At 61.8% G+C, this 14531-nt stretch carries 8 protein-coding genes and 1 other RNA gene; 8 read left to right on the top strand and 1 reads right to left on the bottom strand.

The window, feature by feature from the left end; all coding sequences use genetic code 11:
* The 7 genes from smc (at position 1) to JWU58_RS18315 (ending at position 11388) form a co-directional block, all read left to right on the top strand.
* Positions 1 to 3489, top strand: coding sequence for a chromosome segregation protein SMC (gene smc, locus JWU58_RS18345; protein ID WP_016773850.1), 3489 nt, complete (start codon positions 1 to 3; stop codon positions 3487 to 3489).
* Between the two features lie 225 nt (positions 3490 to 3714).
* The gene (gene zipA, locus JWU58_RS18340; RefSeq protein ID WP_016773851.1) at positions 3715 to 4578 is read left to right on the top strand and encodes a cell division protein ZipA; all 864 of its coding nucleotides are present in this window, start codon (positions 3715 to 3717) and stop codon (positions 4576 to 4578) included.
* A gap of 162 nt (positions 4579 to 4740) precedes the next feature.
* Entirely contained in the window at positions 4741 to 7098 is a 2358-nt protein-coding gene (gene ligA, locus JWU58_RS18335; protein ID WP_206420731.1) for an NAD-dependent DNA ligase LigA, read from the top strand.
* Between the two features lie 200 nt (positions 7099 to 7298).
* Positions 7299 to 8462 carry a zinc-binding metallopeptidase family protein gene (locus JWU58_RS18330; protein ID WP_073473998.1) on the top strand — a complete coding sequence of 388 codons (1164 nt, stop codon included), beginning with the start codon at positions 7299 to 7301 and terminating at the stop codon, positions 8460 to 8462.
* A gap of 131 nt (positions 8463 to 8593) precedes the next feature.
* An RNA gene (gene ffs, locus JWU58_RS18325) (signal recognition particle sRNA small type) lies at positions 8594 to 8690 on the top strand.
* Between the two features lie 205 nt (positions 8691 to 8895).
* The gene (locus JWU58_RS18320; RefSeq protein ID WP_206420730.1) at positions 8896 to 9384 is read left to right on the top strand and encodes a hypothetical protein; all 489 of its coding nucleotides are present in this window, start codon (positions 8896 to 8898) and stop codon (positions 9382 to 9384) included.
* Positions 9385 to 9420: 36 nt separating this feature from the next.
* Positions 9421 to 11388 (top strand): hypothetical protein, encoded by a 1968-nt coding sequence (locus tag JWU58_RS18315; RefSeq protein WP_206420729.1) that lies wholly within the window; start codon positions 9421 to 9423, stop codon positions 11386 to 11388.
* Positions 11389 to 11495: 107 nt separating this feature from the next.
* Here JWU58_RS18315 and JWU58_RS18310 read toward each other — a convergent pair whose 3' ends face one another.
* Positions 11496 to 12245, bottom strand: a complete 750-nt coding sequence (locus tag JWU58_RS18310) for a substrate-binding periplasmic protein (RefSeq protein ID WP_206420728.1) — start codon at positions 12243 to 12245, stop codon at positions 11496 to 11498.
* Between the two features lie 145 nt (positions 12246 to 12390).
* On the opposite strand from JWU58_RS18310, the gene dnaX reads away from it, so the two are divergent.
* Positions 12391 to 14481: a DNA polymerase III subunit gamma/tau gene (dnaX, locus tag JWU58_RS18305; protein WP_206420727.1), complete on the top strand. Its 2091-nt coding sequence runs from the start codon at positions 12391 to 12393 to the stop codon at positions 14479 to 14481.
* Positions 14482 to 14531: the final 50 nt, after the last annotated feature.

The following is a 14531-nucleotide window of genomic DNA, read 5'->3' as shown; positions in this document are numbered from 1 at the left end:
GTGCGGCTGAAGTGCATCAAACTGGCGGGGTTCAAATCCTTCGTCGACCCGACCACGGTGAACTTCCCCAGTAACATGGCGGCGGTCGTCGGGCCGAACGGTTGCGGCAAGTCGAACATCATTGACGCCGTGCGCTGGGTGATGGGCGAAAGTTCGGCGAAGAACCTCCGTGGCGAGTCGATGACCGACGTCATCTTCAACGGTTCGACCAGCCGCAAACCGGTGAGCCAGGCGAGCATCGAACTGGTGTTCGACAACTCCGATGGCACGCTGCTCGGCGAGTACGCCGCCTACGCGGAGATTTCCATCCGCCGCAAAGTCACCCGCGACAGCCAGACCACTTATTACCTCAACGGCACCAAATGCCGTCGGCGCGACATCACCGATATCTTCCTCGGCACCGGCCTCGGCCCGCGCAGCTACTCGATCATCGAACAGGGGATGATCTCCAAGCTGATCGAATCCAAGCCCGAAGACCTGCGTAACTTCATCGAAGAAGCCGCCGGCATCTCGAAATATAAAGAGCGCCGCCGCGAGACCGAGAACCGCATCCGCCGCACTCACGAGAACCTCGCCCGCCTGACTGACCTGCGCGAAGAGCTGGAGCGCCAGCTAGAACGTCTGCACCGTCAGGCCGAGGCGGCGAAAAAGTATCAGGAACTCAAGGCCGAAGAGCGTCAGCTCAAGGCGCAACTGTCGGCGCTGCGCTGGCAGGATCTTAACGAGCAGGTCGGCCAGCGCGAGTCGATCATCGGCAACCAGGAAGTCAGCTTCGAAGCGTTGGTCGCTGAGCAGCGTAATGCTGATGCGGCCATCGAACGCCTGCGCGACGGTCACCACGACCTGTCCGAGCGCTTCAATCTGGTGCAGGGCCGCTTCTATTCGGTCGGCGGTGACATTGCCCGGGTCGAGCAGAGCATTCAGCATGGCCAGCAGCGGTTGCGCCAGTTGCAGGACGATCTGAAAGAAGCCGAGCGCGCGCGTCTGGAAACCGAGTCGCACCTGGGCCACGACCGCACGTTGCTGCTGACCCTCGGCGAAGAACTGGACATGCTCACCCCCGAGCAGGAAGTCACCAGCGCTGCCGCCGAGGAAGCCGCTGCGGCCCTCGAAGAAGCCGAAACCACCATGCACGGCTGGCAGGAGCAGTGGGATGCTTTCAACCTGACCGCTGCCGAACCGCGCCGTCAGGCTGAAGTCCAGCAGTCGCGGATCCAGCAGCTGGAAAGCAGCATGGAGCGTCTGGCTGACCGGCAGAAACGCCTCGCTGAAGAGCGCGCGTTGCTGTCCGCCGACCCGGAAGACGCGGCGATCATGGCGCTCAACGAGCAGCTCGCCGAGTCCGAAGCGACCCTGGAAGATTTACAGACCAGCGAAGAAGCGCAAGTCGAAAAGCTTGAACAACTGCGTCAGGAATTACAGCAAGCGTTGACCGCACAGCAGCAGGCGCAGGGCGATTTGCAGCGGCTCAACGGGCGTTTGGCGTCGCTGGAAGCCTTGCAGCAGGCCGCGCTCGATCCGGGCACCGGCACCGCCGAATGGTTGAAGGAACACAATCTCGCCGAGCGCCCGCGTCTGGCCGAAGGTCTGAAGGTTGAGGCCGGTTGGGAATTGGCGGTGGAAACCGTGCTCGGCGCCGATCTGCAAGCGGTGCTGGTCGACGATTTCAGCGGTTTTGATCTGTCCGGATTCACCCAGGGCGATCTGCGCCTGCTCAGCCCGGCCAGCGATGGCGTGCGGGTGGCGGGCAGTCTGCTGGACAAAGTCGAGGCGCAGATCGATCTGTCGCCGTGGCTTGGTCAGGTCAAACCGGTCGACAGCCTTGAACAGGCGCTGGCCTTGCGCGGCCAGTTGAGCGCCGGGCAGAGCCTGATCAGTCGCGATGGCTACTGGGTCGGTCGACACTTTTTACGCGTGCGTCGCGCCAGCGAAGCGGAAAGCGGCATGCTCGCCCGTGGCCAGGAAATCGAAGACCTGCAACTGGAGCGTGAAGAGCGTGAAGCCACGGTCGAGGCCATGGAGACCCGCCTGCAAACCCTGCGCGCGCAACAGCGCCAGCAGGAAAACGGCCGCGAACATCTGCGCCGCTTGCTGCAGGACGAAGCGCGTCAGCAAGGCGAACTGAAAGCGCAGTTGTCCGCCGGCAAGGCCAAGGCCGAGCAACTGACATTGCGCCGCACCCGTCTCGATGAAGAACTGGTCGAACTCGCCGAACAGCGCGAGCTTGAGCACGAACAGGTCGGCGAAGCGCGCATGCAATTGCAGGAAGCACTGGACGCCATGGCGCTCGACACCGAGCAGCGCGAGTTGCTGCTGGCCCAGCGCGACAGCCTGCGCGAGCGCCTCGATCGCGTGCGTCAGGAAGCGCGGCAGCACAAGGATCACGCCCATCAACTGGCCGTGCGTCTCGGCTCGTTGCGCGCCCAGCACGACTCCACGCGCCAGGCGCTGGAACGTCTGGAAATGCAGGCCGAGCGCCTGACTGAAAAGCGCGAACAGTTGAGTCTGAATCTGGAGGAGGGCGAGGCGCCGCTGGAAGAGCTGCGTCTGAAACTCGAAGAGTTGCTCGACAAGCGCATGACCGTCGATGAAGAGCTCAAGACCGCGCAGATCGCCCTGGAAGACGCCGATCGTGAATTGCGCGACGCGGAAAAACGCCGCACCCAGGCCGAGCAGCAATCGCAATTGATTCGCGGCCAGCTCGAACAGCAACGCATGGAATGGCAGGCGCTGACCGTACGGCGCAAGGCTTTGCAGGATCAATTGCTCGAAGATGGCTACGATCTCAACGGCGTGCTCGCCACATTGACCGCACAAGCCAGTGAACGCGAAGCCGAAGAAGAACTCGAACGCATCAACGCGCGGATTCAGCGGCTGGGTGCGATCAACCTCGCGGCCATCGATGAATACACGCAACAATCGGAGCGTAAACGTTATCTGGATGCGCAGGACGCCGATCTGGTCGAAGCGCTGGAGACCCTGGAAAACGTCATCCGCAAGATCGATAAGGAAACCCGCAACCGTTTCAAAGATACCTTTGATCAGATCAACGGTGGTTTGCAGGCACTTTTCCCGAAAGTTTTCGGTGGCGGGCGCGCGTATTTGGAACTGACGGGCGAAGATCTACTCGATACAGGGGTGACGATCATGGCGCAGCCGCCCGGGAAGAAGAACAGCACCATCCATTTGCTCTCCGGCGGCGAAAAAGCCCTGACTGCACTGGCCCTGGTTTTTGCCATCTTCAAGTTGAACCCGGCGCCGTTCTGCATGCTCGATGAGGTTGACGCGCCACTGGATGACGCTAACGTTGGACGCTACGCACGCCTGGTCAAAGAGATGTCGCAGACCGTGCAGTTCATTTACATCACCCACAACAAGATCGCCATGGAAATGGCCGAGCAGTTGATGGGTGTGACGATGCATGAACCGGGCTGTTCGCGACTGGTGGCGGTGGATGTCGAGGAGGCGATGGCGATGGTGGATGCCTAGCGGCGCAGCTGCAGGTTACAAGCTCCAAGCTGCAAGTGGACGGCTTGTGGCTTGGAGCTTAAAGCTTGTAGCTGCGAAGCCTTTGATCGTGCTAGTTTAATGTCAATTTTTCGTATACGTGGGCAAAACGCCTGTCAGAACATAGAGTTGGCGCCACGTTTTAAAGCGGTTTACGCAGTGTAAACCCCTTATTTTTCAGCATTTTTTATAGAGGCACGGGATTACATGGAAATCGGTCTGCGCGAGTGGCTGATCGTCATCGGCATCATTGTGATAGCCGGTATTCTTTTCGATGGCTGGCGCCGTATGCGCGGCGGCAAGGGAAAGCTGAAATTCCGTCTCGACCGGAGCCTGTCCAATCTGCCGGACGAGGACACCAGCGCCGAGCTGTTGGGCCCGGCCCGCGTCCTGGATACGCACAAAGAGCCGCAACTGGACGAGCACGATCTGCCGTCGGTGAGCATGCCCAACCGCGAAGCCCGCGAGCCGCGTGAATCCGGCTCGAAACGTGGCAAGCGCGGCAGCAACGGCCCGGCGCAGGGCGACTTGAACCTCGACCTCGATCTGGACGGCGGCCCGAGCTTCAGCAGCCGCGATGACGATTTCGCCGAAGACAGCAAGCCTGCAGCGGCCGTGGCGGAAAAAGATCAGCCGCAAGCCGAAGAAGTCCTGGTGATCAGCGTGATCTGCCGCGACCCGGCCGGCTTCAAAGGCCCGGCGCTGCTACAGAACATTCTCGAAAGCGGTCTGCGTTTCGGCGAGATGGACATTTTCCACCGCCACGAAAGCATGGCCGGCAACGGCGAAGTGCTGTTCTCCATGGCCAACGCGGTCAAGCCGGGCATTTTTGATCTGGACGACATCGACCATTTCAGCACCCCGGCGGTGAGCTTCTTCCTCGGTCTGCCAGGCCCGCGTCATCCGAAGCAGGCCTTCGACGTAATGGTCGCGGCAGCCCGCAAGCTGTCCCAGGAACTGAACGGCGAGCTGAAAGACGATCAGCGCAGTGTTCTGACCGCGCAGACGATTGAGCACTACCGTCAGCGCATCGTCGAATTCGAACGCCGCGCCCTGACCCAGAAGCGCTAAGGCCAGATCAAAAGATCGCAGCCTTCGGCAGCTCCTACAGAGGATCGCGATACTGTAGGAGCTGACGAGTGCAACGAGGCGGCGATCTTCTGGCACCGCCGCCGATGATGGAATAAAACTGGAGCAGCCTCGGCTGCTCTTTTGCTTTATGAGAGAACACCCATGACCGCCGCCAAAACCCGCATTCTAGAGCTGCGCGCTGAGCTGGATCAGCACAACTATCGCTATCACGTTCTCGACGAGCCGAGCATTCCCGATGCCGAGTACGACCGCTTGTTCCACGAGCTCAAGGCGCTGGAAGCGGCCAATCCGGAACTGATCACCAGCGACTCGCCGACCCAGCGCGTCGGCAGCATGGCGTTGACCGCGTTCACTCAGGTGCGTCACGAAATTCCGATGCTCAGCCTCGGCAACGCTTTCGAAGAATCCGACATGCGCGAGTTCGATCGCCGCGTCAACGAAGGCCTCGACGTGCCGGCCGGCGATCTGTTTGGTGGCGGCGCGGCGGTGGAATACAGCTGCGAGCCGAAGCTCGATGGCCTGGCGGTCAGCCTGCTGTATCAGGATGGTCTGCTGGTGCGCGGCGCCACCCGGGGCGATGGCACCACGGGCGAAGACATTAGCGTCAACGTGCGCACCGTGCGCAATATTCCGCTGAAGCTGCACGGCGAAGGCTGGCCGGCGACGCTGGAAGTGCGCGGTGAAGTGTTCATGTCCAAGGCCGGTTTCGAGCGCCTCAATGCTTCGCAACTGGAAATCGGCGGCAAGACCTTCGCCAACCCGCGCAACGCGGCAGCAGGCAGCCTGCGCCAGCTCGACTCGAAGATCACCGCCAATCGTCCGCTGGAATTCTGCTGCTATGGCATCGGTCAGGTGTCACACGATATCGCCGACACCCACATCGGCAACCTCAAGCAGTTGCAGAAGTGGGGCATGCCGATCAGTCACGAACTGAGGCTGGCCAAGGGTATCGACGAGTGCTTGGAGTATTACCGCGACATCGGCGAGCGCCGTAACTCGCTGGCCTATGAAATCGATGGCGTGGTGTTCAAGGTCAACAGCATCGCCGACCAGCGTGAACTGGGCTTCCGCGCCCGCGAGCCGCGCTGGGCGATCGCGCACAAATTCCCGGCGATGGAAGAACTCACCGAGCTGCTCGACGTGGAATTCCAGGTCGGCCGCACCGGTGCGGTGACTCCGGTGGCGCGTCTGAAACCGGTGAAGGTCGCCGGCGTCACCGTGGCCAACGCCACGTTGCACAACATGGACGAAGTCGCGCGTCTGGGCCTGATGATCGGCGACACGGTGATCATCCGCCGCGCCGGTGATGTGATTCCGCAAGTGGTGCAGGTAGTCACCGAGCGTCGCCCCGATGACGCGCGCCCGGTGGCCATTCCTGAAAGCTGCCCGGTGTGCGGCTCGCACGTTGAACGCACGCAACTGGTCAAGCGCAGCAAGGGCAAGGAAACCTTCAGCGAAGGTGCGGTGTATCGCTGCGTCGGCCGACTGGCCTGTGGTGCGCAACTGAAACAGGCGATCATTCACTTCGTCTCGCGCCGGGCCATGGACATCGAAGGCTTGGGCGACAAGAGCGTCGAGCAACTGGTCGACGAAGGCCTGGTCAGCTCGCCGGCCGATCTGTATGCGCTGAAGTTCGACGACATCGTCGATCTGGAAGGCTTTGCCGAGGTATCGAGCAACAAGCTTCTCAAAGCCATTGAAGACAGCAAGCAACCGAGCCTGGCACGTTTTATCTATGCCCTCGGCATTCCCGATGTCGGCGAAGAGACGGCGAAGGTGCTGGCGCGTTCGCTGGGTTCGCTGGAGCGCGTGCAACAGGCCTTGCCGCATGTGCTGACCTACCTCCCGGATGTCGGCCTGGAAGTGGCGCACGAGATCCACAGTTTCTTTGAGGATGCGCACAACCAGCAGGTCATCAGCGAATTGCTCGGCCATGGTTTGCAGATTCAGGATCAAGGCGAGTTGGGCGCCGAATTCGCCGCCAGTACCACCCTGGGCGGCTTGCTCGACAAACTGCACATTCCCTTCGTCGGCCCCGGTGGTGCGCAGAAACTCGCCGATCGCTTCGGTTCGCTGGAAGCGGTGATGAACGCTGACTGGCTGGACATGCGCCAGGCATTGCCGGAGAAGCAGGCCAACTCGGTGCGCGAGTTCTTCGCCTCGCCTGAGCATCGGCAACTGGCCGAGCGGGCCGAGCAGCAGTTGCGCGATTTCGGCATGCATTGGCAGAGCGAGAAAAAAGTCGTCGAAGGTCTGCCGCTGTCCGGCGAAACCTGGGTGCTGACCGGCAAGGTCGAACTGATGAGCCGGGATGTGGCCAAGGATCATCTGGAAAGCCTTGGTGCCAAGGTCGCCGGTTCGGTGTCGGCGAAAACCCATTGCGTGGTCGCAGGCCCGGGTGCCGGGTCGAAACTGACCAAGGCCAATGAGCTGGGCGTGAAGATCATGGATGAAGAGACGTTTATCGCTTTCCTCAAAACCCACGGTATTTCCGTATGACCTTTTTCTCACGCCCCCTCAACTGATCGTTCCCACGCTCCGCGTGGTAACGCATCCCGTGACGCTCTGCGTCACAGCGGACGCGGAGCGTCCGGGGCGGCATTCCCACGCGGAGCGTGGGAATGATCAGTCAAGAAAGTGCGGGAACGATCTTCGCGCCAGGATGATCTAGTCTTGGCCAGTCCCAGGGAGAGATCGCCATGCACCGCTTTTTCGAGCAGCTCAGTTCCCGCATCATCGCGCCGTTCGTGGCCGGATCCTCGCGCAACAGCAAAGTCTGGCCGTGCCGTTGCGGCCAGTCGCTGTTCTTTCGCAACAGTCAGTGCCTGGCCTGTAACGCCTTGCTCGGCTATCAACCTGAAGAAAGTCGCCTGACCTCGCTGCAGCCGGGGCCGGAAGAGGGCACCTGGACGCTCGACGCCGATCCCGACGCCGGTCTGTTCCGCCGCTGCGCCAACCTCGACATGCCCGCCGCGTGCAACTGGCTGCTGCCGGCCAACGATCACGACACCTTGTGCATCGCTTGCAGCCTCAACCGCACCATTCCCGACCTGTCCGTCGCGGAAAATCCTGAACGCTGGCGCAAGGTCGAAATCGCCAAGCGTCGACTGGTCGCGCAACTGATCACCCTCGGCTTGCCGGTCATCCCGAAAACCACCGATGAAGAAACCGGGCTGGCGTTCGACTTCATCGGTGTCGACCTGGAAGGCAACGCGCCGATGACCGGCCACGCCAATGGCCTGATCACCCTCGACATCAAAGAGGCCGACGACGCTCACCGTGAGCAGGTCAGGGCGGCGATGCACGAACCTTACCGCACGCTGCTCGGGCATTTTCGCCATGAGGTCGGCCACTACTACTGGGATCGCCTCATCGCCAACGGCCCTTGGCTGGACGCGTTCCGCAATCTGTTCGGCGACGAACGCGCCAGTTACGCCGAGGCGCTGGACCGGCACTACCAGCAAGGCGCGCCGCTGGACTGGCCGCAGCACTACGTCAGTGCCTACGCGACCATGCACCCGTGGGAAGACTGGGCGGAAACCTGGGCGCATTACCTGCACATGATGGATGCGGTCGACACGGCGCTGGGCTTCGGCATGAGCGCGCGGGAAATGGACTTCGACTATCAGCCATTTCCCACCAGCACCCTGTACGACCCGGAGCACCCCGGCGGCACGGCATTCCTGTCGTTCGTCAATGCGTGGATCGAACTGGCCGGCATGCTCAACGAACTGTCGCGCAGCATGGGCCAGCCGGATTTCTACCCGTTCGTACTGCCGGCGGCGGCGATCGCCAAGCTGCACTTCATTCATCTGGTGATCCAGCAGGCGGGCGGCAGGGCGGATGAGGTGCTGGCCTTGTAGGTGTCGCAGGCCGTGATGTTTATGTCCTTGAAGCCGTTCAGGTTTTTTATCTGCAACCAACGGTTGTAAGTTCATCTCAGACAGGTACAATGGCGCGGCTCGCCGACAGGCAAGCGTCGTTATGGTGACCCCATCGGTCCCCCCGCAACGATTACCCGTGAACCTGGTCAGATCCGGAAGGAAGCAGCCACAGCGGGAACATTGTGTGCCGGGGTGTGGCTGGTGGGGGCACCACCTTAACGAACCAACCAAGGCTTCAAAGAGAACTGCATGGGTTTCGCCCACTGCGGTTTTTTTATGCCTGCGATTTGGCCAGTGGCGTTGATCCGCCATCAGAAACGCGCGGCTCAGCCGCGCAGCGCCCCGGTACCCGTGCGGCTGTTGAAGGCGAACAGTGGCATACTCCCTCGCCTGGCATTGAGAGGTAAGGCAAGTGGGTGAAATCGACGATCTGACTCGTGAAAAACTGCGCGAATGGCAGATGCGGCGTCTGGAAGTCAAAGCGCAGATGCAGGATCAGCCCGAACGCACGCTGGAGCTGTCTCGAGTGCTCGACCTGATGGATGAGGAGCACGCTGCGATTCTGGCGGCTTCGACCGTGTTCAATGCGGCTGAAGAAGCTGCGCAGCCGGTCGCGGTGCAGGACCAGCCGGCCCTCGCTGAATCGGTGGCCGGCCAGTACGACCTGCAACTGCACGCCAGCGCGCAAAACCCTGAACACCTGCGCAAACTGCTGGAAATGGCGCTCTACGAAGTGCAGGCGCAGATTGAAGCAGGGCCGCTGGCTGCCGGCGCAGATCGACGCGGCATGTCCGGCACGCTCGGCGGTTACTCCTTCGAGCTGCGGATCAGCCCCGAGGCCAGCCGTGAGGGAAACTTGCCGCAGTCCCAGGAAATGCACGACGAGAATGACCAGGACTGATCTGGTGTTGTATTAAAGCCCAGGCGGCGAGGTTGTATGCACCCGGAACATTTTGATTTGGCCACCCCGGTATTTCTGCCGATCACCCATGATGCGTGTACGGCGCTGTTGCAGCCCGAGGGTAACGCGACACTGGCCAGCCTGAGCGACCCGGAACTGGCGGCAGTGCTGGTCATCCAGAACCTCGCCCAGGCCACGGAACAGGATTTGAGCGCCAGCGCAGCGGAGAAGATCCTCGCCAGACTCATTGACTGGTCTGTCACCTCTCGGCGCACCGGATCAGCGGGACTGCTTGCAGAGGCGCGGCGTCTGTTCGATTCGCGCAAATTGTATTTCGGCCTCAATGCGCTCAAAGGCCTGAACTTGCGCTTTCTCATGGCCGATGAAGTCGCCGCGCAGGCATTTCTGTTGCCCGGCGGGCAGTGGGATGCGGACTACAAGATCCGCCATCAGCAACAGAACAACCCGTTTCGCCAGCAAATGGTCACGCCACGCGAGCGTGAACACTGGTTAAGTGCGGCGCAGGACAAACTGCTGCGAACCTTCCGTGCCAACCTCGACGAAGACCTGCACGTGCAGGGTTATGCGGGCATCGGCAAGAGCTACATGCTCAGCGCGCTGATCGAGTGCCTGCGCTCGAAACGCACTCTGGTACTGGCGCGCACCCCGGCGAAACTGGCGACGTTGCGCAAGCACATCGTGCAAGTGCACGACACGGAAATTGGCCAGACCTTCTACGATTTTGCCCAGGCCCAGTTGCTCGGCCCCCGATCGCACATGGCCAGGACGCCAGCGCGTCTCCCGAGCAAACAGGCGCTGGCGCAGGAACTGAATATCTTCGGCTTTCGCCACCACGACGGGCCGGGCACCCTCGAGGTTTGTCTGCGCGTGCTCAAGCTGTACTGCGCCTCGAGAGATCACACGCTGTCCGCCAGGCACCTACCGCATTTTCAGCAGCCCTTGACCGGCGCAGACTCGCAAGCGCTGCTGGAATACTCCAGTCGCCTGTGGGTGTATCTGGAAGCCAATCCGGCCTGGGCCAGCCAGAGCGGTTTTCCCACGTTGCTGATGATCAAGCGCGCCAGTCTGGCCGGTTGCCGCGTCCCGCCGCGCTACACCCATGTGATCATCGACGAAAGCCAGGATGTGCCGGCGTCGTTGCTGCAAATCATCGAGCGCGGGCAGCAGGTGCTGATCACCCTCGGCGATGAGTATCAGCAGGCCACGGGCGAGGCGCCCAAACGCAAGCGTGAAGTTCGCCAGAGTGATATCTGCTATTCGGTGCGCTCGGGGCGCAATGTCGAGCGCCTGGTCAATCCGCTGATCTCGCGCCACACGCACAAGAGCAAAGTGCCGTTCGAAGGTGCTCGTCACGCCGACGTCGATATCGAGTACTACCCGCAAGCCTTCGTGCCGCCCGAAGGTTGCGTGGTGCTGACCGCTTCACCGTGGGACACGATGATGTGGGCCATCCATCTGCACGACTCCAGTTGCGCCTTCAGTTTCCCCGACCGGGAAGCGCAGGACGACATCAAGCATTTCATGACCACCGCCATCGAGCTGTTCCGCCGCGATTTCTACAACGCCGGGTCCAGCGAGAAAGGACCGCACCCGTATTTCAGCGACATGGCTGATTGGCAGCAGGTGCGCGCCGCCAACCAGTTCGATGAAGCTTTCTTGTGGATCGAGGCGCAGTTGCAAAACGGCTTCATGATTGCCGACCTGACGCGACTGAGCCAAAAGATCATCGAGCCGGGCAAGGCCTGTCTGTTGATGATGGCCGAGCGGGCTGGCGGCATGGAGTTCAGGCGCGTGCTGTTGACCCGGACGTTGCTCAGTAACGAGAAATTCAAGGATGCCTACGAGTTCGATCAGCGCATCTGCGCGGTGTACATCGCCGTGTCCCGTGCCCGGCAGCAGCTCTATCTGCCTTACGACGTGGTCGAGTGGATCGATTATCACCACAGCCGTGAGCCGAAATTCCGCGAATCGCACGGCTATTGACCCGGCCCACCCTGTGGGAGCGAGCCGGCTCGCGAAGGCGTTGGCGTGTTCAACAGCTGTGTCGCCTGACATACCGCTTTCGCGAGCAGGCTCGCTCCCACACGGGGTTAGGGTGTGGTTGAAGAGGCGCCGGTGTAGAGCCGGATAATGTCGTCGATCTCGCCGGACATTTTCATCCGCAGCAACGTGCGCAGGATCCGCTGCACCGGCACGTTCGGATCATTCCTCACATAGCAGCCGATATTCTGTTCCTGCAGCACCGCGACCCCTTGCAACTGCTGCTCCGGCAACAGGCGCTGATTGATCCAGTCCAGCGTCCACTGATTGCTCACCGCATAGCGATATCGCCCGGCTAGGAGCTTTTCCAGTACCTGTTCCTGATTGCGCGCGTCTTCGCGTTGCAACTGGTCGGCGTCGAACAGCGGTTGCAGGGTAGGGTAGCTGTAACCGAGGACGGTGCCGATGGCCTGGCGCGGCAGCCGGGCGGGATCGATCTGCGCCGGTTGTTCCTTGCGGCTGATCAGCAGGTCGCGCTGAAACCACAACGGCACGCTCCAGATGTAATCGCCGGACTGATTCGGCAGCCACGACTGTGCGGCATAGCAGCGCACGTCGATGTCGCCGTGCTCCATGGCGCTCTGAACCCGCGCGCGCGGCAGGACGACGAATTGCGCTGGCGCGCCGACCTGGGTCGCCAGGCTGAGCAGGACGTCGTGCAGGATGCCCTGGGTCGGTCTGCCGCCTTGCAGTTGCACCATCGGCATCGCCCAACTGTCCGGCACGGCGAAGCGCAACGGCGCTTGCGCTGCCATCGCGTTGAGGCTGATACCCAGCAATGCCGCCACGGCCCACCGCATAGACGCTCCGGTAATCCCCCATCCCGAGCTGATAAAAGCCTCTGCTGATGCAGCTTAGCCATATTAGACGAGGACACCGGATGCAATTTTGCCCTTGCTCCGCTAGCATTAGCCGCTTCTGCTTCCTTCGCTGCGACGGTTTTCGATGAGTTATCAGGTTCTTGCACGTAAATGGCGTCCACGCTCGTTCCGCGAAATGGTCGGCCAGACCCATGTGCTCAAGGCTCTGATCAATGCCTTGGACAGCCAACGGCTGCACCACGCCTACCTGTTCACCGGGACGCGCGGGGTCGGCAAGACCACCATCGCGCGGATCATTGCCAAGTGCCTGAACTGCGAGACAGGTATCACCTCCAGTCCCTGCGGCGAGTGCTCGGTGTGCCGCGAGATTGATGAGGGGCGTTTTGTCGACCTGATCGAGATCGACGCCGCCAGCCGCACCAAGGTCGAAGACACCCGCGAGCTGCTCGACAACGTGCAGTACGCGCCAAGCCGTGGGCGTTTCAAGGTCTACCTGATCGACGAAGTGCACATGCTTTCCAGCCATTCCTTCAATGCGCTGTTGAAAACCCTCGAAGAGCCGCCGCCCTACGTCAAGTTCATCCTGGCGACCACCGATCCGCAGAAACTTCCAGCAACGATTCTTTCGCGTTGCCTGCAGTTCTCACTGAAGAACATGACGCCCGAGCGTGTGGTCGAGCATTTGACCCATGTGCTGACCGCAGAAAACGTGCCGTTCGAAGACGATGCACTGTGGCTGCTCGGCCGCGCTGCTGATGGCTCGATGCGTGACGCCATGAGCCTGACCGATCAGGCCATCGCGTTCGGTGAAGGCAAGGTGCTCGCCACCGACGTGCGCGCGATGCTCGGCACGCTGGATCACGGTCAGGTCTATGACGTGCTGCATGCGCTGATCGAAGGCGACGCCAAGGCGCTGCTCGAAGCCGTGCGTCACTTGGCCGAGCAAGGTCCGGACTGGAACGGCGTGCTCTCGGAAATTCTTAACGTGCTGCACCGCGTGGCCATCGCTCAGGCGTTGCCGGAAGGGGTCGACAATGGCCACGGCGACCGTGATCGCGTATTGGCCCTGGCCCAGGCGTTGCCGGCCGAAGATGTGCAGTTCTATTACCAGATGGGCCTGATTGGTCGCCGCGACTTGCCGCTGGCGCCGGACCCGCGCGGCGGTTTCGAAATGGTCTTGCTGCGAATGCTCGCGTTCCGCCCGGCGGATACGGCGGATGCACCGAGGCAACCGCTAAAGCCAGTGGGGATCAGCCAGGCCACAGTTGATTCCGCAAACTCAGTGGCTGCCGCGCCGAAGCCTGCGCCGGTGGTCGCTGCGGCTGCGGCTGCTGCGCCAGCACCCGCGCCCGCACCAGTAGCAGCGCCGGCTGCCGAGCCAGAACCGGTTGTGCCGGTTGTCGAAGCGCACCCGGAGCCTGAGCCAGTCGCCGTCGAAACCGTGGTCGATCTGCCATGGAACGACCCGGTGGAAGCCGAGGCCGAGCCTGCGCCCGTTCAGCAACCCGCTGTCGAACCAGTGCTGGAAACTGCTGGCGAGCAGCCTGAATTGCCGCCGATGCCGCTGCCGACCCCGGACAGCGTGGTGCCGGATGCGCCGGAGTGGGCCGCTGCGCCAATTCCCGAGCCGTCCGTCGCCGACGTCGATGCCGCTACGCCGGGCATGGACATGGACGACGAACCGCCGCTGGATGAAGACTACATCGAGCCGGATATGGATTCGGCCTACAGCTACCTCGACGAACTGGCCAGCGAACACGCCGCCGATCCAGAACCTGAGCCCGAGCCGGAACCTGCCGCCGCACCGGCCACCGGCCTGGCCCTGCAATGGCTGGAGCTGTTCCCGAAACTGCCGATTTCCGGCATGACCGGCAGCATCGCCGCCAACTGCACGTTGATTGCGGTCGACGGCGACCACTGGCTGATGCACCTTGATCCGGCCCACAGCGCGCTCTTCAACGCCACGCAACAGCGTCGTCTCAACGACGCGTTGAACCAGTTCCACGGGCGCACGCTGACCCTGACCATCGAGCTGATCAAGCCCGAGCAGGAAACCCCGGCCCAGGCCGCCTCCCGCCGCCGCGCCAATCGCCAGCGTGAGGCCGAGGAATCGATCCATGGTGATCCGTTCATCCAGCAGATGGTTCAGCAGTTCGGCGCGGTGGTGCGAAGCGATACTATTGAACCTGTCGACGCCTTGGTCACCCAAGGCTAATAACTGAAGGTGCTCGGCCAAGATGGCCGGGCGCTGTTTTATCCAAGTAC

The sequence above is a fragment of the Pseudomonas atacamensis genome (genome assembly GCF_017167965.1).
Taxonomy (GTDB): Bacteria; Pseudomonadota; Gammaproteobacteria; order Pseudomonadales; family Pseudomonadaceae; genus Aquipseudomonas; species Aquipseudomonas atacamensis.
This window is presented reverse-complemented; position numbering and strand designations above follow the sequence as displayed.